The organism is Gilliamella sp. B2911, from assembly GCF_026536965.1.
Lineage (GTDB): Bacteria > Pseudomonadota > Gammaproteobacteria > Enterobacterales > Orbaceae > Gilliamella > Gilliamella apicola_E.
Genome location: NZ_JAFNNA010000001.1, coordinates 123,802 through 145,313, shown reverse-complemented (window position 1 = coordinate 145,313; position 21,512 = coordinate 123,802). Strand labels below are relative to the sequence as shown.

Genomic DNA, 21,512 nt, shown 5'->3' with positions numbered 1-21,512 from the left:
CCATTTATGGCATTACACAAAGACAACAAGCCGTAGTAAAAGTACGGCTTGTTAAAATTTTTATATTAAAAAAATAAATAAATTAAATTTTCAGTATAAATATTAATATAGACGAGTGCGACGAGCGTTTTCTCTTTCTAATTTCTTAGCGTGGCGTTTAACAGCAGCTGCTTTTGCGCGTTTACGAATAGTTGTTGGTTTTTCGTAAAATTCACGGTTACGAACTTCAGCTAAAACTCCTGCTTTTTCGCAAGAACGTTTAAAACGACGTAATGCTACATCGAAAGGTTCATTTTCACGTACTTTAATTACTGGCATGTGCCTCTCACCTCAAATTTGGTTAATATCACAAGGGACTAAAAATTAGTGCGCAATTTTACCTCTAAATCATATAAGTTGTAAAGTAAAATATCGTATAATTACGACATAACAAATTATTTGCTAATCTTACTTTTGAGTCAGATAATAAGACCGTTTAATCAAAAATATAGGTATTTATATGTCATCAGTCTTTACCGGTCAATATCCCCAAAGACGATTACGTCGTAATCGTGCTCATGATTTTAGTCGTCGCCTAGTTGCAGAAAATCGTTTAACAGTTGATGATTTGATTTATCCAGTATTTATCGTTGAAGGGAAAAATATTATTCAATCTGTATCATCAATGCCCAATGTTAAAAGAATGAGCGTTGATGTATTAGTGAAAGAGGCAGAGCAAGTTGCCAAATTAGGCATTCCTATATTGTCTTTGTTTCCTGCTATTGAGCCTTCTCAAAAATCACTGTTAGCTGAAGAAGCTTATAACGAAAATGGATTAGTTCCTAAAGCAATTAGGGCACTAAAAAAAGAGTTACCAGAACTCGGAATTTTAAGTGATGTTGCACTCGATCCTTATACCACTCATGGCCAAGACGGTATTATTGATGATAGTGGTTATGTTTTAAATGATACATCTGTTAGTACTTTGGTTAAACAAGCATTAGTTCAAGCTCAAGCAGGTTCTGATATTATTGCACCCAGTGACATGATGGATGGTCGAATTGGCGCAATTCGTAATGGGCTAGAATCACATGATTTTATTAATACGCAAATAATGGCTTATTCAGCAAAATATGCCTCTAGCTTTTATGGACCATTTCGTGATGCTGTAGGTTCAGCAAAAAACATTAAAGGTGGTAATAAAAAAACCTATCAACTTGATCCGGCCAACGCTAATGAAGCATTACAAGAAATTTACCAAGATTTAAGTGAAGGTGCTGACATGGTAATGGTTAAGCCTGGGTTGCCTTACCTAGATATTGTTCGTAAAGTAAAAGACACTTTTGCGGTACCAACCTTTGCCTATCAAGTATCTGGAGAATATGCAATGTTGATGGCCGCAATTGGAAACGGTTGGTTAGATGAAAAATCTGTCATCATGGAATCATTACTCTGTTTTAAACGCGCAGGTGCAGATGGGGTTTTAACCTATTTTGCCAAACAAATAGCTCAATGGCTCAATAACCCAGAGCATTGATGGTTTTATCTGATTCATATCAATCGGCAACTTATCGCAGATTGATATGATCAATATTTAAATTTTCTTACCTCATCATTTTTTTCGAAGTAATCTGTTAATTTAAAAATAAAAATTCTGACGAAAACTATATCTTTGACCTCCAATTTGCTAATATTTGTAAAGCTTATCTATAAGAAACGAATACAAATGAAATTCAAATTTATGCTCTAAACAGACTAAGATTGCAATAAAATACTGAAGTTGATTAAGCTTTTTTATTAGATATAAATAAAACTCTAACTCTAACATTAAGAGACTAATATTATGAAAAATTATATCTATCTATTCTTTTTGACTATTTTTTTATTAACGGGATGTGATAATCAAAAAAAGGCAGAAACAAATGCCGCCTCTAGTACAAGCAAAAATCAAGAGGCCCAAACTGAGAATAATGCTGTAAACAAAAATATAAATAATGAATTTAAATCCCAATCATCAATATTGGTAAGTAATAGTTATCTTTTTCATACCGAACCAGAACTCCTACCTCATAAAAAACTGATCAAACACCAAAAAATCCAAGGACCGACAGAAAAAACGATCAATTATAATGCTCAAGGTTATGTACAGAATTATGATCTTGAAGGTTTATATGGCGAAATAAACTATGATACAGCCAAATATATTTATGGCATGAAAGATGTTAGGAATAATTACGATGTTTCTTTTGACGATTCAAAAAATATTATTGGTATGAAAGATGATAATGGTGACATTGTTGCCATTAATGAATTTGATGAACAAGGTCATTTAGTTGAAACAACCTTATCCAACTTTGCCGATAATAATATTGTTTTTAATAGTAAAATTATTTATAACGGCGATCTGGTTGAACAAGTTTTATATAATGCTTATATAAAATCAGATGAACGAACTAAACTGCCCGTGTTAGTGAGAGAAAAAGATATAGTTTATAACACTAATAATCAGCTCGAAAAAACAATTACTAGAACATATAAATTATCAGCAAAAGGTAATGTAATCATTAATGATAAAAATGAACAAGAGTTAGAATCAACTGAGACTTGTACCTATTTCGCTTATAACGAAAATAATGACTGGACTAAAGCTGTTTGTGAAACAGTAGGAGAAGGTTCAAGTAAAATTGATTTAACCAGAACCATTGAATATTTATAAATTGTTAATTAAGTGAATATGATGAATTTTACTCACCAAACTCATCATATTCACGACAAAGTATAATTGTATCTTCAATCAAACGTCTTGCTATCGTGCCATATTCGGGTATTTTAGGTAATTGAGAATAATGATACCAATTTGCCTCGACTAACTCATTTTTATCGATAGTAATTTCACCACTCTCATAATCAGCTAAATAGGCCATCATCATGGAGTTAGGAAACGGCCAAGGTTGTGAACCAATATAACGAATATTTTTAATTTTTATTTTTGACTCTTCGTACACTTCTCGGGCAACCGTCATTTCCATTGTTTCACCAATCTCTGTAAAACCAGCTAAAACGGTATATAAATTTTCTTGATTATGCCTAACATGCTTTGCCAATAAAATTTTATTTTTATCTCGAATAGCAACGATAATTGAAGGGGAAATTTGTGGGTAATAACGTTGGTGACAATTACTGCATAAACAACACCACTCTGTTTTACTAATATGCATCTCATGACCACAATAACCACAATATTTATGAGAACGATAAAACTCAGACAATTGTACCGCCCTGCCAGCCATATTAAATAATGATTGATCAGCATTATTAAGTAAGGGGCGAATCGTTGACATAGAGTTTTTCATTTCTTGGCAAATCAACCAAGCGGTTTGCCCATTCCACTCACCAATTGGTTGAGCTAGTTTGTTGGTGAAACCTAATTCACTAGCAATACCATGAGGAACTTCGCCATTTGGCAACCATAATCGCCCATTTTGACTAACAAACCAATAACCTTTTTCGTTACCAATTAAATTAAATTGTTGTTGTATATTCATCACATCAATACCAAAAAATAACTATTAAAAAGGAGGATCTTAATCCTCCTTTTTGGCAATACTATTTCTTTTTCTTTTCGTGTAGACCTTTTTTCTCAAGCTCCCAGTAAATTATACGTTGCTGAGCAATCGTAAATAAATTACTTACAATATAGTATAAAACTAAACCTGATGGGAACCATAAGAAGAATACCGTAAAGATTAATGGCATATAAGTCATTAATTTTTGTTGTAAAGGATCGGTAACCGGTGTTGGTGACATCTTCTGAATTAAGAACATAGTTGCACCCATTAACAATGGGAAAACATAATATGGATCTTGTGCAGATAAGTCATGGATCCAAAGAGCGAATGGAGCATGACGTAGCTCAACCGTATTACCTAACATGTAAAATAATGACAAGAAGATAGGCATTTGAATCAATAATGGTAAACAACCACCAAGAGGATTAACTTTCTCTTGTTTATAAAGTGCCATTGTTTCCATACTCATTTTTTGTCTATCATCACCATAACGCTCTTTTAATGCTTGTAAACGAGGTTGCAATAACTTCATTTTAGCCATTGAACGATATTGTGCTCGTGTTAATGGGAATAAAATACCACGCACAATAAAAGTGATCACAATGATCGAAAAGCCCCAGTTTCCAATAAAACTATGGATAAATTTCAATAAGTAAAAGAGTGGTTGAGATAAGAACCATAACCAACCATAGTCAACGATTAAATCAAGATGATTAGCTGTTTCTTTTAATTCACTTTGAATTTCAGGACCTAACCATAATTTGGCATTAATTAATTTCGTTTCACCTGGTTGAATAACTGTTGTTTCACCTTTAAAACCAATTGTTGCTTGTGAATTGTTAGCTGTTGCACGTGAATAGAATAAATTATTTTGTTCCTGCGTAGGAATCCAAGCTGAAGCAAAATAGTGTTGCAACATAGCAATCCAGCCAGTTTCAGTTTTGACTTCTAACGCATCATCTTTGATATCACTGAAACTATATTTACTATAATTAGTGTTGGCACTGGAATAAGCTGTACCGCGAAATGCGCTTAGTCCTAATCCGCCACCGCCTTCAGTAACGGCATCTTTAGGGAGTTCAATAGTCTGCTTCAACTGACCATACATTGATACTTCTAACGGACTTTGGGTTTGATTGTTCACGTCATACTGTACATCAACAGCATAATTACCACGATGTAAGATGTAATATTTAGTATAAGTTACACCATTAACTTGATAGGTAAATGGAACCTTCAACTCATCTTGACCATCAGCTAAAACATATTCAGATTGATCAGTTTGATATAATGGTCTTTTTGAGCCTTGAGTTGCATTGTCTGGGCCATCTTTACCTGTTAACCCACTTTCAGCAATGTAAATAAAATCAGGTTTAGAAGTAAGTAGTTGGAAAGGTGTACCTGAATGAAGAGACTGCTCATATTTCAACAATTGAGCAGATTGCACATCGCCACCATAGGTATTAACCGTTAATGACAATACATCAGATTTTATTGTGATAGTTTTACCTTGCACTGAATCCGCTGTTGAACTATCTTCACCTATTTGTTGTGTCAATTGGTTAGCAACTGGGGGTTTTGGTGCATGATCATCTACCCACGCTTTCCAAATCAGGAAAGAAACGAAAAGTAAAGCAATGACTAATATATTACGTTGAGATCCCATTAGTGTTTTTCTCTATTGGTTTTAGTTTTCTTAGGAGGAACAAAATCTTCACCTCCTTCATGTAAAGGGTGACATTTTAATACACGTTTGACCGTTAGCCAACCACCTTTTATCAATCCGAATCGCCTTAATGCGATTATGGCATACTGTGAACAGCTGGGAGTAAAGCGACATTTAGGACCAAATAACGGACTAATGATACGTTGATATAAACTAATAATAAAAATAAAAACATTAATAATCAAAGCTTTAACCGCATAAACATGCTGTTTGATAATCAATATTAATTTACTTAGTTTTTTTTGATGATTTGCTGACATAGTTTATCTAATGTCTCAACTAATTGTTGATTATTCAATTGTATAACAGGCTGTTTAGCCATCAAAATAAAATCGATATTAGGAAACTGATGTTGGTGGTGACGAAAATATTCTTTGACTAACCGTTTAATACGATTACGCTCATGGGCTCTTTTAACCTGTTTTTTAGCTATAGCAAAGCCTAATCTGGGATGACTTAGATTATTTTTACGTGTAACTAGAGTCAGGAAAGGCGAACCTGCACGAATAGATTCTTGAAATACATGATTAAAATCAAAGGGAGTTAACAAGCGTAACTCCCGAGGAAAAGTGAGTTTAGTCACTCAACTTTAAATTAGCTAGCAACAGTTAAACGAACACGGCCTTTAGCGCGACGGCGAGCAAGAACTTGACGACCGTTTTTAGTAGCCATACGAGCACGGAAACCGTGAGTTCTATTGCGTTTTAATACTGATGGTTGAAATGTGCGTTTCATGACGATTTATATCCAAATCTAATTTATCAACAAGTTGTAGAGTATAAACTCCACAGCATTAATTAAAGAGGTCCGAATTATAGAGTCTATTTTATTTTTCGTCAACGGGATTTTGAAACATAAATTGTAAGGACCTTTTCAAATTTCATTAATCACTAATAGCTAAAACTCGCTTACTTGCTTCACCACCAACTTCACGCGCTAATTTTGGAACTAAATAACCTGATAGTTTTTTAGTCAATTGCCGCATGATTTTTTTGGCCTCATCATCATCGACTAAAAAATGAGCCGCACCTTGTACTTTATCTAATAAATGGATGTAATAAGGTAAAATACCAATTGAAAATAACTTATTACTTAACTTCGCTAGCACATCAGCATCATCATTAATATTTTTTAATAAAACACTCTGATTTAGTACTGTTACCTCACTTTTCTTTAAATCTTTGATGGCATGAGCTACATTATTATCAATTTCATTCGGATGATTAATATGGGTAACTAACACAACTTGTAAACGTGTTTTTGCAAATAATCGACACAGCTCAGAAGTAATACGATTAGGTATCACCACCGCTAAACGACTATGAATACGTAAACGCTTAATATGACGAAATTTCTCTAATTCAGCTATTAAAAAAGCTATTTCATGATCTTTTGCCATTAAAGGATCGCCCCCCGAAAGAATAATTTCATCAAGTTCGGTATGCTGTGCAATATACTCTAATGCGATACTAATATTCTTTTTGTTACTTTGATTATCATGATAAGGAAAATGTCGCCTAAAACAATAACGGCAATTAATCGCACAAGCAGTTTTAGTCATTAATAATGCGCGATTATGATATTTATGTAGTAATCCTGGAATATTGTTATGTTGCTCATCAAGAGGATCTTTAGTAAAACCCTGTACGTTTATTAATTCCTGTTCATCACAAAGTACTTGAAGCAGTAAAGGATCTTGAGGATCACCTTTTTTCATTCGATTTATAAAAGCCATAGGCACACGAAGTGGAAATTGTTTTCTTGCCTGTAACATGGGTAAAGAAATTTCCTCAGAATCTAAATCCAGACAATGATAAAGCTTTTTGATATCTGTCACTACATTAGCGAGATCAAAAATCCACTCATCTTTATTTGGTTGTTCAACATTTTGCTGTATAATATGGCTCATTTTTGTAATTCAGAATGATAGTTGGAGCTTTTATGGCATCTTATAGTACTAATGAGTTTAAAGCTGGTCTTAAAATAATGCAAGATGGCGAGCCGTGTGTAATTGTTGAAAATGAATTTTACAAGCCAGGTAAAGGACAAGCAATTAACCGTGTAAAAATTAAAAAATTACTTTCTGGTAAAACTGTTGATAAAACATTTAAATCAGGAGAATCTGTTGAAGCGGCTGATGTCGTTGATATGAACTTAACTTATCTTTATACCGATGGTGAGTTTTGGCATTTTATGAATAATGATACATTTGAACAACTTTCTGCTGATGCAAAAGCTGTAGGTGACAATGCTAAATGGTTAGTCGATCAAGCGGAATGTATTTTAACCTTATGGAATGGTCAACCAATTGCTGTTACTCCACCAAACTTTGTTGAATTAGAAGTTATTGAAACTGATCCAGGATTAAAAGGTGATACAGCGGGAACGGGTGGTAAACCAGCTACATTATCAACTGGTGCAGTTGTACGTGTTCCTTTATTTGTGCAAATTGGTGAAGTACTTAAAGTTGATACACGTTCAGGTGAATACGTTTCTCGCGTTAAATAGTAATTCATCAAAATAATTATTTAAATAATGAGGTCGATATGACCTCTTTTTTTTAAGTAAAGAAATTTAAGTTAAATTTTTGAGTTGAGGAACGGGGTTTTTGAGTTAAACATCTGCAAAAATTTTTCATTTATTTGGTAATTAAAAATCAAAATTTAAATTTATTTAGCCCCGATATAATTAAGCTGTCGCCATGACTCATAAACAACTACTGCAACTGAATTAGACAGATTCATACTTCGGCTATTAGCAACCATTGGAATCCGAATTTTTCTATCTTGCGGCAATGCATCAAGAATTTTTGCTGGTAAACCTCTCGTTTCTGGGCCAAACATCAAAAAGTCAGCTGATTTATAATTTACTTCACTGTGTGGTTTTTGACCTTTTGTCGTTAAGGCATAAACTTGAGAAGCTAAATCAAGTTGGTTCTCATCTAAAAAGCACTCAATATTTTTATAACGTTTTACATCAACAAATTCTTGATAATCTAATCCTGCTCGTCTCAATTTTTTATCATCCCAATAAAATCCCATTGGCTCAATAATATGTAAATTAAAACCAGTGTTAGCACACAAACGAATGATATTACCAGTATTAGCAGGAATTTCAGGTTCAAATAAAACAATATTTAAAGATGCATCTGACACAATTATTTCTCTTAGCTGTTAATATTTTTGAAGAGGTAATACTATCACAATTCTAAGTCCACCTAAGTGGCTTTTCTCTGCTTTAACAGTGCCATTATCTCGAGTAATAGCGTTAGAAACAATGGCTAAACCTAAACCTGTGCCACCTGACTCACGATCACGAGCTTCATTAGTACGATAAAACGGCCTGAATATTTGCTCTAACTCACTATCAGCAACACCTGGCCCATCATCATCAATAGTGATAATTGCAGTTTGTTGTTGAATAACAAAATTAACATCAATTCGCTGATTTGAATAACGAAATGCATTCCTTACTACATTTTCAAGCGCGCTACATAACGCCGTTGGATAACACAAAATTGTATTATTAGTTGGGGGAGTAAGAATTGAAAATTGTTTTGAAATTTGATTAGCTTCAAAAGTCGCATTATCTAAAACATTTTTAAATAATTCGTCTAACTGTTTATATTCACGAACTTCGTTATTATCATGCTGATTCCTTGCTAATGACAATAAATCACCAATCATTGAATCAAGCTTTATCGCTTCATCACTTATTCGTAAAACTTCGTTACTTTCACCTTGTTTACGACGTAGCAGTGAAGTTGCTAATTGCAATCGAGTTAATGGTGTCCGCAATTCGTGAGAAATATCAGAAAACAATTGTTGCTGTAACTCTTGCATCCTTTTCAACTCTCTAAGCATGCGGTTAAAACTTGCCCCCACTGCTTTATATTCATACGATCCAACTTTTTCGAGTTCAGGCCACTGTTGTAGATTACCTTTAGCTACTTGCTCAGCAGCCAACCGCAATCCACGTGCTGGCCTAGCAATACTCCAAGATAGCCACAACAAGAATGGCGTACTTGCCAACATGGTTAATGTCAAAAGCAAGAAAGGATGATCAAATATTAAATTAACAAATTGAGACTGAATATCCGATGCAGGTTGTAATAAAAATAATTGATAGTCTTCATTAGCATAATGAAGCAAGAAAGGACCAATAATTTCTTGGTTATCATAGATTTTCTTAGCTGGATCATCAACATCGTGGGATTTTTCACTAAAACTTTTTACTAAATCAATATTATTAGTATCTGTTGTGATAATTTGTTGATTGGGTGTAACAATAAATAATAGTTGCCCAGCCTTTTGATGATTATCCATTACAACAATGAATCTCATCCACCAACGGAAACTATCTTTAGGTATCTTGGTTAAATCTTTTTCGATTTCTTTAGCCAGTAGATTGCCACTTTCTTTATCTTTATTGGCTAAATAGGTTAAATTTCGGGAGTCTAGCTTTGGCAAGGCCATTACCAGAATAAGAAAGAAAGCAATAGTAAGTAAGAATATTGTGAAAATTCTAATTGTTAGGCGATCAAAGATCCACATATACTCTTACCATATGAAGAAATAGCTAGTTTTGTAATACATCATCATTTTGATCTACAACAAACAGATACCCTTTTGAACGTAATGTTTTAATCCATGGTAAACCATCGCTACGAGGAGGAAGTTTTTTACGCAAATTAGAAACATGAACATCAATTGAACGAGCTAAAGGTAAAAATTCTTTACCTAATACGTTTTCGCTTAAATCATCCCTTGAGATGATTTTCCCAGCATTTTCAAGAAGTTGCAATAATATTTGGAATTCAGTACCCGTTAATTCAATATATTTATCATCAAATGAAACAGATTGCTGTTTTCGATTAACGGTAAGTTTATCAATGGTATATTGAACTGACTTCTCACCAGAAGTTACAGCCATATTATCCCAACGTTTCCTACGTAATAATGCGTTGATACGAGCAATAAGCTCCCGATCATTAAACGGCTTTAAGATATAATCATCAGCACCAAGCTCAAGCCCAATAATTTTATCAAATTCGTTATCTTTAGCTGTTAAGAAAATTACTGGAACGGTATATTTATTTCTCAGTTGAGATAATACACTTAGCCCATTCATTTCTGGCATCATAATATCAAGTAATATTAGGTCAATGCTACTATCAAATTTATCTAAAGCCTGAACACCATTATTAGCTATTACGACTTCAAATCCTTCTAATTCTAATAATTCACATAACATTGAGGCAATTTCTGGATCATCATCAACTACGAGCAATTTGTTCATTACTACCCTCATTAATTAAGAAATTTATAACTTTTATATTGGTTTTTGATTATTGTAAATTTATTTTATATTTTTAAAAATATTATATAGATAAAATGAAAGAATGTCGTAAATAATTGTTAAGATTTATAGTTTAAACACTTTTATATTACTAAATCCTTGTTCAATAAGATAAAGTGCTTGTAATTTACTCATAATACCTTTAGCACAATACAATAAATATTGTTTTGATTGATCTAGATCGCCAAATTGCGTCGCCAATTTATAAAAAGGGATGAGCTTAATATCGACATTTTCAATTTCTAATGGGTTATCCTCTTGTTCCTCAGGTGAACGAATATCAATTATAATTTGATTCTCTTCTAATGTTGAAACCATATCGACTTGTGTAATTGTGTTGTCAGTCTGTTTAGCAATTTCACGAATATCAATATTTTCGGCTTCTTCAACTGCTTTATCCAATATAGAGAAATCAAAATGTTGTTCTTCCTCTTCTATTTTCTCTTTCACCGCTTTTACAGTAGGATTTTTTGATATCACACCACAAAATTCTGGCATTGTCTTAGCGATATCTTCAGTACCGATTTGACGAGCAAGATTAATTATAGTTTCTTTATCATACGTTATTAATGGACGTAAAACTAAAGTATCACTCACATTATCGATCAAACGTAAATTAGTTAAAGTTTGGCTTGATACTTGCCCCAATGCCTCGCCAGTAATCAACGCTTCAACATTATAACGTCGAGCAACCATTGAAGCAGCACGAATCATCATCCGTTTTAAAATAACGCCCATTTGCCCATCGTCAATTTTCTCAAGAATCTCACCTACTACATTCGAAAAATCAATGGCGATAAAACGAACTTTATGAGAAGAACCAAATCTCTTCCACAAATAATGAGCCATTTGTTTAACGCCAATTTCATGAGTTTTTCCACCTAAATTAAAGAAGCAATAGTGGACTCGGCAACCTCGTCTAATAAACATATAGCTCGACACACCAGAATCAAATCCGCCAGAAATAAGAGAAATAACATCTTCTTGAGTTCCTGTCGGAAAACCACCAATTCCTGCATGGCGCTCTTTAACTAATAATAGCTTATCTTTATCTATCTCAAGATTAACTGTTACATCCGGACGGGTTAATTTTACTTTAGCTGTCGAAACATGTTGATTTAGCCCACCACCAACATAACGCTCTACATCAATTGAAGTAAACTCATGCTTACCACGACGTTTTACTCTGACACAAAATGTTTTATTCTCAATTAAAGGGGCAAAATGATTAAACGCTTTTTCATATATATCATGCAGATCGACAAAACTAAGCTCCTCAACTACTAATATATGGTGAATACCAGGAATTCGAGTTAATAGTTCTAAGATTTGACTTTCACTATTTACAACTTTAGGGCGAACTTCAATAAAATCCCAATGACGAATAACTGCAACATCATCAATTGAATGTTTTAAAATATTACGGATGTTGCTCGTTAATATTTTAATAAAACGTAAACGAACAGATTCACTTTTGATCGTGATTTCAGGAAAAAGTTTAACTATAAATTTCATACAACAGAATTTGCGAGACTAAAAATGGCGACATTATACTTATTTTTCCCTAAAAACGTACAATTGATTATGATAAATACAGAAAATAACAAAATATACTTGCTTGTTGCTCACTCTTTCGCTAATATTTCGCATCAATAAATTCTGTTCTATAACATAAAATTGACAGGTTGAAATGTACGAACTATTAATTATAGGTTATTTAATTATCGCACTTGCGATAATCGTTTTAGTGTTAATACAGCGCGGAAAAGGTGCTGACATGGGCTCATCTTTTGGTGCGGGTGCATCTGCGACTCTATTTGGCTCATCAGGTAGTGGAAACTTCCTTACACGTACAACGACAATATTAGGTGTATTATTCTTTGCATTAAGTATTATTTTGTCTAATATTGGTAGCTCAAAAACAACTAATATCAGCGATGATTTCAAAAATGTTGGCGATAATACAACTACACAGCAAAGTACAGAAGACTCGAACAGTAATAGGCAAGTAATTCCAACTACTGATCCAGTTATACAGCCACAGAGTATTAATCCGACTTCAGATATTCCAGAATAAAAACGGCGCCGTGGTGGTGAAATTGGTAGACACGCTATCTTGAGGGGGTAGTGCTCTAAGGGCATGCGGGTTCAAGTCCCGCCCACGGCACCAAATCAATAATCAATAACATTCTTTAAAACTCTTTAAAGCACATCAAAACCTGAATAAACAAGGCTCAAAGCCTGTTTTACTATTCTGCAAGTATCAGTAAGTTACATTTATAACCACTTTTTAATTATATGTTTATTTATGTAAATCTTGTATAACTAAAAATTTTATAACGACAGAAAAACCGTCAAAAAAATAGTAATAAATAAAATAATTAGAAATACCCTTTGACTGAAATTGAAAGTCTACATATTGATAAGGTTTGATAGAAAATGAAAATTTCATTAATGCAAAGTTTAACATCTAGTTGATATTGAAGAATAATTCTCATATTATTATTCAAAAACAAAGGAATGTTATGAAAAATTTTATTCTTATAAGCATGGTTAGTCTAATTCTATTCGGTTGTGGTGAGAGTGATAATAAAGTTCTCAAAGAATATCTTGTGGGCGATTGGCAATGCACTGCGATATATGGTATAGGGCTAAATGTATCCCCAGAAGAAGAGCTTAAACATACCACTGAGCCTGAAGATTTTACAATGAAATTTAGAATATTAGATGATAAGTTTTACGAAATTAAAAATGATGGAACAAAACAAACTATCGATGTCAACGGCTTTAACAGTACAGTAAATGAAATATGTTATGAATCAAATTGCACTCTGAAACAATCTTTAGAAATCAAGGATAACGACTCATTTAACATCATAATAACGAAACGCATAAAAAAACTCAATAATCACACAGATACTATTGATTTTAGATCTAAAATCGAATCAGTTTGTAATAGAATAAAATAAGTATCAGGAATAACACTTTAATTTGCTTATAGATACTTTAATATTTATTAGTAACAAATTTTGAGCAACTATTATTAATAGATAGGATACATACATTAGTGAAAAATTTGGCCATTGGCTAATTATGCTGCATATGTTATTGTTCTGAAGTATTCATGAGGTTTAAAAGAGCCGCCACCCATTCACCAATTCAATATTCAGCAGGATTCTTTAAAATCCTGTAAAGCACATCAAAAAGAGTATAAATAGTTTGTAGCCTATTTTGTTATTTTAAACGAGGCAAATACCAATCATACTTTTTGATTAGATTGAACGCTACCATATATCGCCGACATAAAGTCGGCGAATTAGTTTGTTAAATTAAATTATGCAAAGCCTTTTAAACCAACCACATGAACATGTTCTTGGTTATTAATGACTTTACGTACTAATTTATACGTTGTGCCTTTTTCCGGACTGATATTTTCTGGCGCTGCAATAATAAGTTGCATTTCCAATCTTTCGCAAAGTTCAAAGAGCGTTGCAATTGATTTAGCATCAAGTCGGGCTGCTTCATCTAGGAATAATAAACGACAAGGTGATATGTCTTTATTACGCAAGCGTTTAGATTCTTCTTCCCAACTTTGAATCACCATCAATAGGATCGACATACCTGTACCGATTGCTTCACCTGTTGATAATGCACCACTTTCAGCACGTAACCAGCCATCAGCGCCACGATTAACTTCAACATCCATTTCCAGATAGTTTCGATAATCAAGCAATTCTTCACCTATATTTTGCGCAGTTCGCTGCCCCATATCAATATGAGGATTCAAGCGTTGATAAAGTTTAGCTAATGCTTCTGAGAAAGTAATACGATTATTACTAAACAGATCTTGATGCTCGTTTTGATCATCAGCTAATGCTGCTAATAACGAAGAGTGAGCTTCCCGGATACTAACATTAAGACGTACACCATTTACCTGACCAAATGCCACCGCTTGCAGACCTTGATTAAGCATACGAATACGGTTTTGCTCTCGTTGAATAGTTTTACGAATAATATTAGCCACACTTTTTGAGCTAATTGCCAATTGCTGTTCACGTGAGGTAAGTTCTTCAGTTAATCGTGATAACTCAATTTCCATTTGCTCAATAGCTTCAATTGGGTCATCCGTTTTAACAATATCTTGACGAATTCGTTCACGAAGATGTTTATAAACCGCAATATAAAATTGTATTTTACGCTCTGGTCGTTTTGGATCTTCGGATAATCTTAATACATCACGTAAATGTTCATTATCATTTACTGCTAGACGCAATGAACCGAGTGCCTTATCTGACATAGAGCGCAATTCATCAGCACTTAGATAAGCTAATTCTCGACGATGTAACCTTCGTTCAACGCTATTTTCTTTAACTAATCGTAAAACTAAACACCACCCTGCTTTCGCTTCCACAACTTGTTCACGTAATTGTTTATAATCACGTAGTGTTTGTGCTAAACGTTTTTGCATTTGTGTCATTTCGCTTTCGCACATAATAAGTTGTTTTTCAAGCGATGAGCATTGTTGGCGATTACTGTTAAGTTTTTGATGAATTTCATCACGACGAATACGTGCTCGTTCTTCGGTTGCTGCATCCGCTTTAACACCTATTTGTTCAACCTCTTTATGCAACTCATAGAGCATGTCACGTTTAGTTTCAAATGCACTTTTTAAAGAAGCAAGAGTTTGATTATATTGATTGTATTTATCTTGGTACTGTTGCATCTGGCTACGTGCTTCAGTACGCTGTGCTTCAACCACCTCAAGTCGAGAACGTAGTTTTTCATTCAAATCACTATTTTCATTTAGCATTCCAGCCGAATCTTCATAGCTAAAATGCGCACGGCGTTGCATGACTTCGGTTAAGGCAAAAACTTGTTGACGAATAGTTTGTTGCTGAGCTTTGATAGTATTATATTGCTCACGTAGTGATTCATTCTGTTCAGGATCACTTTGTAACACAGCAATAATTGGTTCTAATTCCGAAACAGTATGACGATGACGACTCACATATTGCGCAGCTTCTTGCGCTTCAGCCACTTGTTCACGTAAATCATCAACTCGATCGGCTAAATCATCATCAGCCAATAAATGCATCTGAGCAACTAATCGATTAACTGTAGCTAGCTGCTCTTTACAAATTGCCACTTGCTGTTGGTTTTCTTTATCAATGCTTTCTTGTGCTAATAATTGGCGTTCAATTTCATTGCGTCGTGTTGTTAGTTTTTGTACTTCGGCTTCTGGATCGATATCAAAAGCTACAGATAAATATTCACCAATAAACTGCCCAACATTTTGCTCAATACGTTGCAATTTTTGAAGGTCAAACGAAATTGTTGCATAAAGTTCATGTAGCTCATCACGTTCAGCTGATAATTTCTCAAGATGTATTTCACGTGCAGCTCGACCAAACAAAGGAACTTTAGGAAAACTTGAGAAACGCCATTGACGATCACCTGTTTTAACAAGAACCGATTTATTCATCTCTTCACAATCAAATACGCTATCATCAAATGATGATGGATCACCTTCGATAAAATAGATATCTTCTGGATAATCTTCTTCACTGCTAGTAAGGCTTTCGAGTTGTGCTTTGACTAATGATAAATCCGGTACCACAATGGCTTGCCTTGACGGACCATACAATGCTGAAAAATAAGGTGCATCATCAATTGTTACATCTTCATAAATTTCAGAAAGTAAAACACCATTGAATCGTTCAGCTAAAACAGATAAACGTCCGTCATCAACACCACTTGGTTGATTAAGTTGTTCTATTTGCGTATCAAGTTGATTTCGTTTGAAGTTTATTTGATCACGCTGAGTAACTAAAGCTCGTTCCTGTTCAAGCAGTTGTTGCATATGCTGAGTAACTGATTGACTATTAGTAAAAGTTTGTTGTGTTTGTTCTTGCAATGCAATAAGTGCATCTTGAGCTTTTAACCATAATGGGGCTTTTTGACGATAGTCACTTATTTTTGTTTGTATTTGCTCAAATTCTTGCCTAAATTCAATTCGTTTTTCACTTGATTCGTTAGCAAGCTCGGCATTTTGATCCAATTGAACTTCAAGTTCTTGTTTAAATTCATCAAGTTCATCATAATTGATTTGACGACCAAAACGCTTACAGAATTGAGTTAGTAATGATTCAGCTTCTTTTTGTTCAAAAAAGCGTTGTTCTAATTCATCTAATTGTAGCTGTAAATGTTCTGCTTGCTCAGCTTGATAACATTGTGAAGGCCATTGTTTTAATGCTTCTCTAGCAGCACTCCATGCTTCATTTCGTACTACATCGCCAACCAATTTAACAACTAGTTGATACGCTCTATCAAATTGACTTATTGCAGCATCAGAAACACTAACTCTCTGTTCCAATTCTAATAATTTTTCAGTAACTTCTTTTTGTTTTTCTTGAAAAACTTCATAGTGATTTTCAACATTGCTTATACCTAATTTAGGCAATTGGCATAGTTGTTGGGCATTTTTCAGTGCTTGAATTGCTTGCTGATATTGAATAGCTCGAGTTTGTTGTACATCCAAAGCTTGTTGATAATCTGCCAATTGAGTTTTAATCTCATCAACTTCTTGTTCTGTCTGTTCAACTTGATCTCGGTAAGTTTGATACTGTTCATTTGCTTCAAATACAACTTCATTTTGCTCTTCAAGTTTTATATTAAGATCATCTAAATCTGCTTGATAGCGGTCAATTTTTTCTTGTTGACGCAAAGCAGTTTGTGCAAGATTAAGATGATCATTTGCTGCCTGAAGGTCGGTCTCTAAATCGCCTTGAGCATCTTGATATTCTTTAAGCTCTTTTGCCATCTCAACTTGTCGATACTGATTACTGATAAGCAGATCTTGCGTTTTGAACATATCTCGACGTAGTCCTAAAACGGACTCGATATGAACTCTACGCTCATTAGCATGACGCATATAATCAGCAGCCACATAATTTGTAGATTCAGTAATGAGATGTTTGAATAAATCACGATCTGATTGTGTAACTCGAATAGCTTCAAGTGTCATCCGATTTTCACGAAGTGCTGCTTCCATATCTTGGAATGCTTTTCTAACACCACTATTTTCTGGTAATAAATAATCACGTAATGATCGGGTGATAGCACTAGAAATCCCACCATAAAGAGAAGCTTCAATTAAACGATAATATTTACTTCGATCAGATGAAGAACGTAACCTTTTAGGTAAAATACCAAAATCAAACATGACTGAATGATAATCAGTAATGGAATTAAATTGCTTAAAGATAACCCCTTCCATTGATTCAATCTTATCTTTTAATTCTGGTAAAGATAAAATTCTAGCCTGTTTTTCATTTAAGCGCTCTGTTACTAATTCTGTTGGAGTAATATTGACAGGCAAACCTTGTATTAAAAAAGGTTTAATATCAACTTTTTTATCACGACCAGCAACCTGCTGCAAACGCACACCACAGATAATCCGTTGATTACGAGAATTAATTACATCCAGCATCGAGTAACACACGCCTGGCTTTAATTTACCATGTAAACCTTTATCTCTAGAACCCGAAGTTGCTCCAGCTTCAGTTGTATTTCTAAAATGTAATAAGGTTAAATCTGGGATTAATGCAGTGACAAATGCTGCCATAGTGGTTGATTTACCAGCACCATTACCACCAGAAAGTGTGGTGACAAGCTGATCAAGCTCAAACGTTCGAGCAAAAAAACCGTTCCAATTAATTAAGGTTAATGAGTGAAATTTACCGTGTCCCATTATCATTATTCAATCTCCTCATTAACATCTTCATCATCACTATTATCATCATCTAATATAAGTGATGATTCAATTTTAATCGCTTCACCATCGCGAATCAGGCGTAATTGTGCTTCTTGAGCATCATCACTGCTACGCACATCAGCTCCGAATCGGAATATAGATTCATTAATACGAAAACGGCTACTATCATTACCTACAATAAAGAAGATCATACCAAGCCGACGTAATCGATTTAATGCAGTTTTTACTTTATCAAATAATTTTTGGCGATCTAAATCCGAGCCTGTAGAACGCTGATTGACTAGTTTCAATAATTTACTTTCATCCGCTAATGAAACAAGCTCATCAAAAAGTTCTTGTAAGGTAAAAATGCCTTCATGTGCTAATCGCTCTGGACTTAAATAGAGATAACAAAGCACTTTACCGACTAACATATCAAGTTCAGATAATACTGAACGTGGAATCAGAGTAGTTGAACGAGGACGAAGATAGAAAAATCCTTCCGGTGCGCGAATAAGCTCAACATTATAACGCTGATAAAACTGTTCAAGCTCAAGTTGGAAATCCATTAAAAAAGCATGATTATCAAGCTCATCGATACCAATATGACGACCTGACCTTAATAGACTGTCAAGTTCCGGAAATATTGGATTGGCAATAGCTTGAGCTAATTTTACCGGCATAAACTTATCTATCGACGCTTGAGAGCTTGCTGCAATACGCCCCATAACCTCATCAAGATGATGGGAAGTTTGTTCTATTTCTAAATCATTAATATCTGTTGATGACATGTGCTTGTACCTTAGCTCCATAATCGTTAATAGGTTTCCATTCGGCTGGGATACCGAGTAAATCGCCTTCGGCAACACCTAATCGAATAGCCTGATCAATAAACAATCTTGCAATATCAAAATGTTGTTCACGTGGGAACTGTGCTAAATAGCTATGAATTGCATTACTCATATCAAGTGGTTTATTTTCTTGTTTAAAGATCAATAAATTTTGTTCTATATGCGAAATAATATGTTCTTGAATTTCTTCAATCATTTCAAACTCAAGCTCGGATGGTAATTCACCCGTCACTTCTGCTTCATGCAGTGCTAATTCTTCATCACGCATATCAAGTAAACGCTCAGCATTAGCAAAAGTGAGTGACCATGGTAAATCAAAATAGCTTTGAATCGATTTACGTAATCGCTGAGAAAAAACTCGATTCTTATCTAAATCGATTGCAGTACGAATAAATTTATGAACGTGTCTATCATAACCAATCCATAGGTCTATTGCTTTTTGCCCCCAGCCAATAATTCGGTCTAGTTTTCCTTGCAAATCCATAACAACATTGTTAATTTTATCAAGATCTGGATTATCTAATGTGGCATCTTGTATCAGAAGCAAACTGGCTTGTAGCTTATCACCTGCAGCTGCCAACGTATCTTGCAGCTCACGCAATGTTTGTGATGTTTCGGTAAGTAAACCTTCACAACTACTGATGGCTGCTTGCCAATCTTGGCTTAACAATGCTGAAATATTTTGTTTAACTTCAGCTTGTTGTTCATCCATTACTCTCTGAGTGATATCAATACTGTCAAAAATTTCTGCAACAGAATATTTCAATGGAGCAAAAACATTTCGATGCCAATGTAAATCATCGCCACCTTCAAGAGCCGCATCTGCTGCACGCTTTAATTCTTGTGCAACAATAGAAAGCTGAATAGATAAGCGTAAAGTCGAAAATTCTCGTTGGCGTATATAGTAATCAGAAATGCCGATTCCTAGTGGAGTCAAACGATAAATAGAATAACCATCGGTCATTTCGCTAGCAAAGCGAGTAATTAAACGTTGGCGCACTAGATCATTAATGGCATTGTTAGCTCGAACAGTAATAGTATCTTCACTTTGCTCAAAGATCTGAGAGACATGTCTGAATCCGTCAATTAATTCAGATTCAGTCATTTCGCCATCAAAGCGCTCACTGTTTAATACAGCAATTGCTAATAAAAAGGCTAATCGCTCAACAGGTAGAGCAATCGAAAAATCATTCTTTTTTGCCCAAGAGACCAGTTCTGGCACTGATTGGGAAAAATCCATCATAGTGATTCCTTAATTAAAGATGCATAACATCGCGACATCTTAAAATAATATGAGAAACACAATATATTGTGTTATGGACAAAATTTTATCGATTATATAACAAATTGTAGTAGTTAAAAATAGCTAAGTTTAGGATTTATTATTAGATGTGATAACCAATATTTAATTTTCTTAAATAAACTTGTTACCAAGACAAAAAAGACCATTTTATTAGCCAATTAACTTTATATTTAAATTGACTTATATAAATATAAAAATGATAATAATTATCGTTTTCATTTAAAATATTGAGGTTTCTATGCGTAAAGTATTATTATCAGTTTTATTGGGGACTTTAATGGGTTTAATTTCACAATCCGTGACAGCTCATGGTATATGGATTACTGATCGAGTCGATCAAAAGCAGATTATTTTAGGTGAAGGACCTTTAGATAATGGCTATCAACCTGAAATGGTGAAAAAAGTTAAAGCTTATAATAGTGATTGGTCGGTACTACCCGTTTCAAAAACAGCACATAATAACTTTGTGACTATCGAACCTGCAAAAAATACAGCTGTAGTAACAGTTGATTTTGATTATGGTTATTGGACCAAAAATTCGGATGGTAAATACGTTAATTTGCCAATGAATCAAGTTAAAGGTGCAGATAAGGGCACTCATGCCATAAAATATAGTGTCAACTATTTATCATCCGTTAACAAACCCCAAATAATAGAAGATATTCCACTACAAATTGTTCCTTCTATTGACCCAACAAAATTAAAACGAGGCGACAATTTACCTATAACCGTTTTCAAAGATGGTAAACCACTAACCAATACACCTGTCATCATCGATGTTGTAAATAATTTAGACAAAACAGTGAAAACTGATGATAAAGGCCAGGCTACTATTATTGTACCAAATCAAGGTTTAAACGTTATAGGTGTTGAAATTGGTTTCCCGCTTAAAGATAGTCAATTAGCTACCCAAGACAAATTTTTTACTACATTAGTTTTTACATTAATTCCTGAAGAAGATTAATTTATATAT

General features: G+C 34.1%; 20 protein-coding genes and 1 tRNA gene. 7 read left to right on the top strand and 14 right to left on the bottom strand.

Features of this window, described 5'->3' with window-relative positions:
* Window positions 1-102: 102 nt before the first annotated feature.
* On the bottom strand, window positions 103-318 hold the full coding sequence (gene rpsU, locus J3U27_RS00645) for a 30S ribosomal protein S21 (protein WP_034882800.1): 216 nt from the start codon (window positions 316-318) through the stop codon (window positions 103-105).
* A gap of 181 nt (window positions 319-499) precedes the next feature.
* Between rpsU and hemB the strand changes: the two genes are divergently transcribed.
* Together hemB and J3U27_RS00635 are read left to right on the top strand one after the other, a co-directional pair.
* Window positions 500-1,516, top strand: coding sequence for a porphobilinogen synthase (gene hemB, locus J3U27_RS00640; RefSeq protein ID WP_065734799.1), 1,017 nt, complete (start codon window positions 500-502; stop codon window positions 1,514-1,516).
* A gap of 306 nt (window positions 1,517-1,822) precedes the next feature.
* On the top strand, window positions 1,823-2,695 hold the full coding sequence (locus tag J3U27_RS00635; protein ID WP_065562350.1) for a hypothetical protein: 873 nt from the start codon (window positions 1,823-1,825) through the stop codon (window positions 2,693-2,695).
* Between the two features lie 28 nt (window positions 2,696-2,723).
* On the opposite strand, the gene nudC is transcribed toward J3U27_RS00635, so the two are convergent.
* The 6 genes from nudC to epmB all read right to left on the bottom strand — a co-directional run bounded on the left by nudC (window position 2,724) and on the right by epmB (window position 7,183).
* Window positions 2,724-3,524 (bottom strand): NAD(+) diphosphatase, encoded by an 801-nt coding sequence (gene nudC, locus J3U27_RS00630; RefSeq protein ID WP_065562351.1) that lies wholly within the window; start codon window positions 3,522-3,524, stop codon window positions 2,724-2,726.
* A gap of 61 nt (window positions 3,525-3,585) precedes the next feature.
* Window positions 3,586-5,214 carry a membrane protein insertase YidC gene (gene yidC / locus J3U27_RS00625; protein WP_220225138.1) on the bottom strand — a complete coding sequence of 543 codons (1,629 nt, stop codon included), beginning with the start codon at window positions 5,212-5,214 and terminating at the stop codon, window positions 3,586-3,588.
* Window positions 5,214-5,534 carry a membrane protein insertion efficiency factor YidD gene (gene yidD / locus J3U27_RS00620; RefSeq protein ID WP_416379867.1) on the bottom strand — a complete coding sequence of 107 codons (321 nt, stop codon included), beginning with the start codon at window positions 5,532-5,534 and terminating at the stop codon, window positions 5,214-5,216. The genes yidC and yidD overlap by 1 nt, the downstream gene beginning before the upstream one ends.
* A complete protein-coding gene (rnpA, locus tag J3U27_RS00615) occupies window positions 5,507-5,857 on the bottom strand; it encodes a ribonuclease P protein component (protein ID WP_267338196.1) in 351 nt (116 codons plus the stop codon). The genes yidD and rnpA overlap by 28 nt, the downstream gene beginning before the upstream one ends.
* An 11-nt stretch (window positions 5,858-5,868) precedes the next feature.
* The gene (gene rpmH, locus J3U27_RS00610) at window positions 5,869-6,009 is read right to left on the bottom strand and encodes a 50S ribosomal protein L34 (RefSeq protein ID WP_025314679.1); all 141 of its coding nucleotides are present in this window, start codon (window positions 6,007-6,009) and stop codon (window positions 5,869-5,871) included.
* Window positions 6,010-6,157: 148 nt separating this feature from the next.
* Window positions 6,158-7,183 carry an EF-P beta-lysylation protein EpmB gene (gene epmB / locus J3U27_RS00605; protein ID WP_065562354.1) on the bottom strand — a complete coding sequence of 342 codons (1,026 nt, stop codon included), beginning with the start codon at window positions 7,181-7,183 and terminating at the stop codon, window positions 6,158-6,160.
* A 32-nt stretch (window positions 7,184-7,215) separates the two neighbouring features.
* Between epmB and efp the strand changes: the two genes are divergently transcribed.
* Entirely contained in the window at window positions 7,216-7,782 is a 567-nt protein-coding gene (gene efp / locus J3U27_RS00600; protein WP_034882790.1) for an elongation factor P, read from the top strand.
* Window positions 7,783-7,943: 161 nt separating this feature from the next.
* On the opposite strand, the gene trmL is transcribed toward efp, so the two are convergent.
* The 4 genes from trmL to thiI form a co-directional block, all read right to left on the bottom strand.
* Window positions 7,944-8,429: a tRNA (uridine(34)/cytosine(34)/5-carboxymethylaminomethyluridine(34)-2'-O)-methyltransferase TrmL gene (gene trmL, locus J3U27_RS00595; RefSeq protein ID WP_141673912.1), complete on the bottom strand. Its 486-nt coding sequence runs from the start codon at window positions 8,427-8,429 to the stop codon at window positions 7,944-7,946.
* Window positions 8,430-8,447: 18 nt separating this feature from the next.
* Complete coding sequence (gene cpxA / locus J3U27_RS00590) at window positions 8,448-9,821, bottom strand: envelope stress sensor histidine kinase CpxA (protein ID WP_267376707.1); 1,374 nt, start codon at window positions 9,819-9,821, stop codon at window positions 8,448-8,450.
* A gap of 31 nt (window positions 9,822-9,852) precedes the next feature.
* Window positions 9,853-10,572 carry a response regulator gene (locus tag J3U27_RS00585; protein ID WP_065734796.1) on the bottom strand — a complete coding sequence of 240 codons (720 nt, stop codon included), beginning with the start codon at window positions 10,570-10,572 and terminating at the stop codon, window positions 9,853-9,855.
* A 126-nt stretch (window positions 10,573-10,698) separates the two neighbouring features.
* Window positions 10,699-12,147: a tRNA uracil 4-sulfurtransferase ThiI gene (thiI, locus tag J3U27_RS00580; protein WP_267338195.1), complete on the bottom strand. Its 1,449-nt coding sequence runs from the start codon at window positions 12,145-12,147 to the stop codon at window positions 10,699-10,701.
* 175 nt (window positions 12,148-12,322) lie between these two features.
* On the opposite strand from thiI, the gene secG reads away from it, so the two are divergent.
* The 3 genes from secG to J3U27_RS00565 all read left to right on the top strand — a co-directional run bounded on the left by secG (window position 12,323) and on the right by J3U27_RS00565 (window position 13,601).
* Window positions 12,323-12,709, top strand: coding sequence for a preprotein translocase subunit SecG (secG, locus tag J3U27_RS11570; protein ID WP_065734794.1), 387 nt, complete (start codon window positions 12,323-12,325; stop codon window positions 12,707-12,709).
* A gap of 7 nt (window positions 12,710-12,716) precedes the next feature.
* Window positions 12,717-12,802, top strand: a tRNA-Leu gene (locus J3U27_RS00570).
* Between the two features lie 355 nt (window positions 12,803-13,157).
* Window positions 13,158-13,601, top strand: a complete 444-nt coding sequence (locus J3U27_RS00565; RefSeq protein ID WP_065734785.1) for a hypothetical protein — start codon at window positions 13,158-13,160, stop codon at window positions 13,599-13,601.
* Between the two features lie 365 nt (window positions 13,602-13,966).
* On the opposite strand, the gene mukB is transcribed toward J3U27_RS00565, so the two are convergent.
* From mukB to mukF, 3 genes are read right to left on the bottom strand one after another with little or no spacing between them, the layout of a single operon-like run.
* Entirely contained in the window at window positions 13,967-18,385 is a 4,419-nt protein-coding gene (gene mukB, locus J3U27_RS00560) for a chromosome partition protein MukB (protein WP_416380522.1), read from the bottom strand.
* A 2-nt stretch (window positions 18,386-18,387) separates the two neighbouring features.
* Window positions 18,388-19,113: a chromosome partition protein MukE gene (mukE, locus tag J3U27_RS00555; RefSeq protein WP_065562474.1), complete on the bottom strand. Its 726-nt coding sequence runs from the start codon at window positions 19,111-19,113 to the stop codon at window positions 18,388-18,390.
* Window positions 19,114-19,156: 43 nt separating this feature from the next.
* Window positions 19,157-20,479: a chromosome partition protein MukF gene (mukF, locus tag J3U27_RS00550; RefSeq protein ID WP_065562362.1), complete on the bottom strand. Its 1,323-nt coding sequence runs from the start codon at window positions 20,477-20,479 to the stop codon at window positions 19,157-19,159.
* A gap of 298 nt (window positions 20,480-20,777) precedes the next feature.
* On the opposite strand from mukF, the gene J3U27_RS00545 reads away from it, so the two are divergent.
* Window positions 20,778-21,503, top strand: coding sequence for a DUF4198 domain-containing protein (locus tag J3U27_RS00545; RefSeq protein ID WP_267376547.1), 726 nt, complete (start codon window positions 20,778-20,780; stop codon window positions 21,501-21,503).
* The last annotated feature ends 9 nt before the right edge of the window (window positions 21,504-21,512 follow it).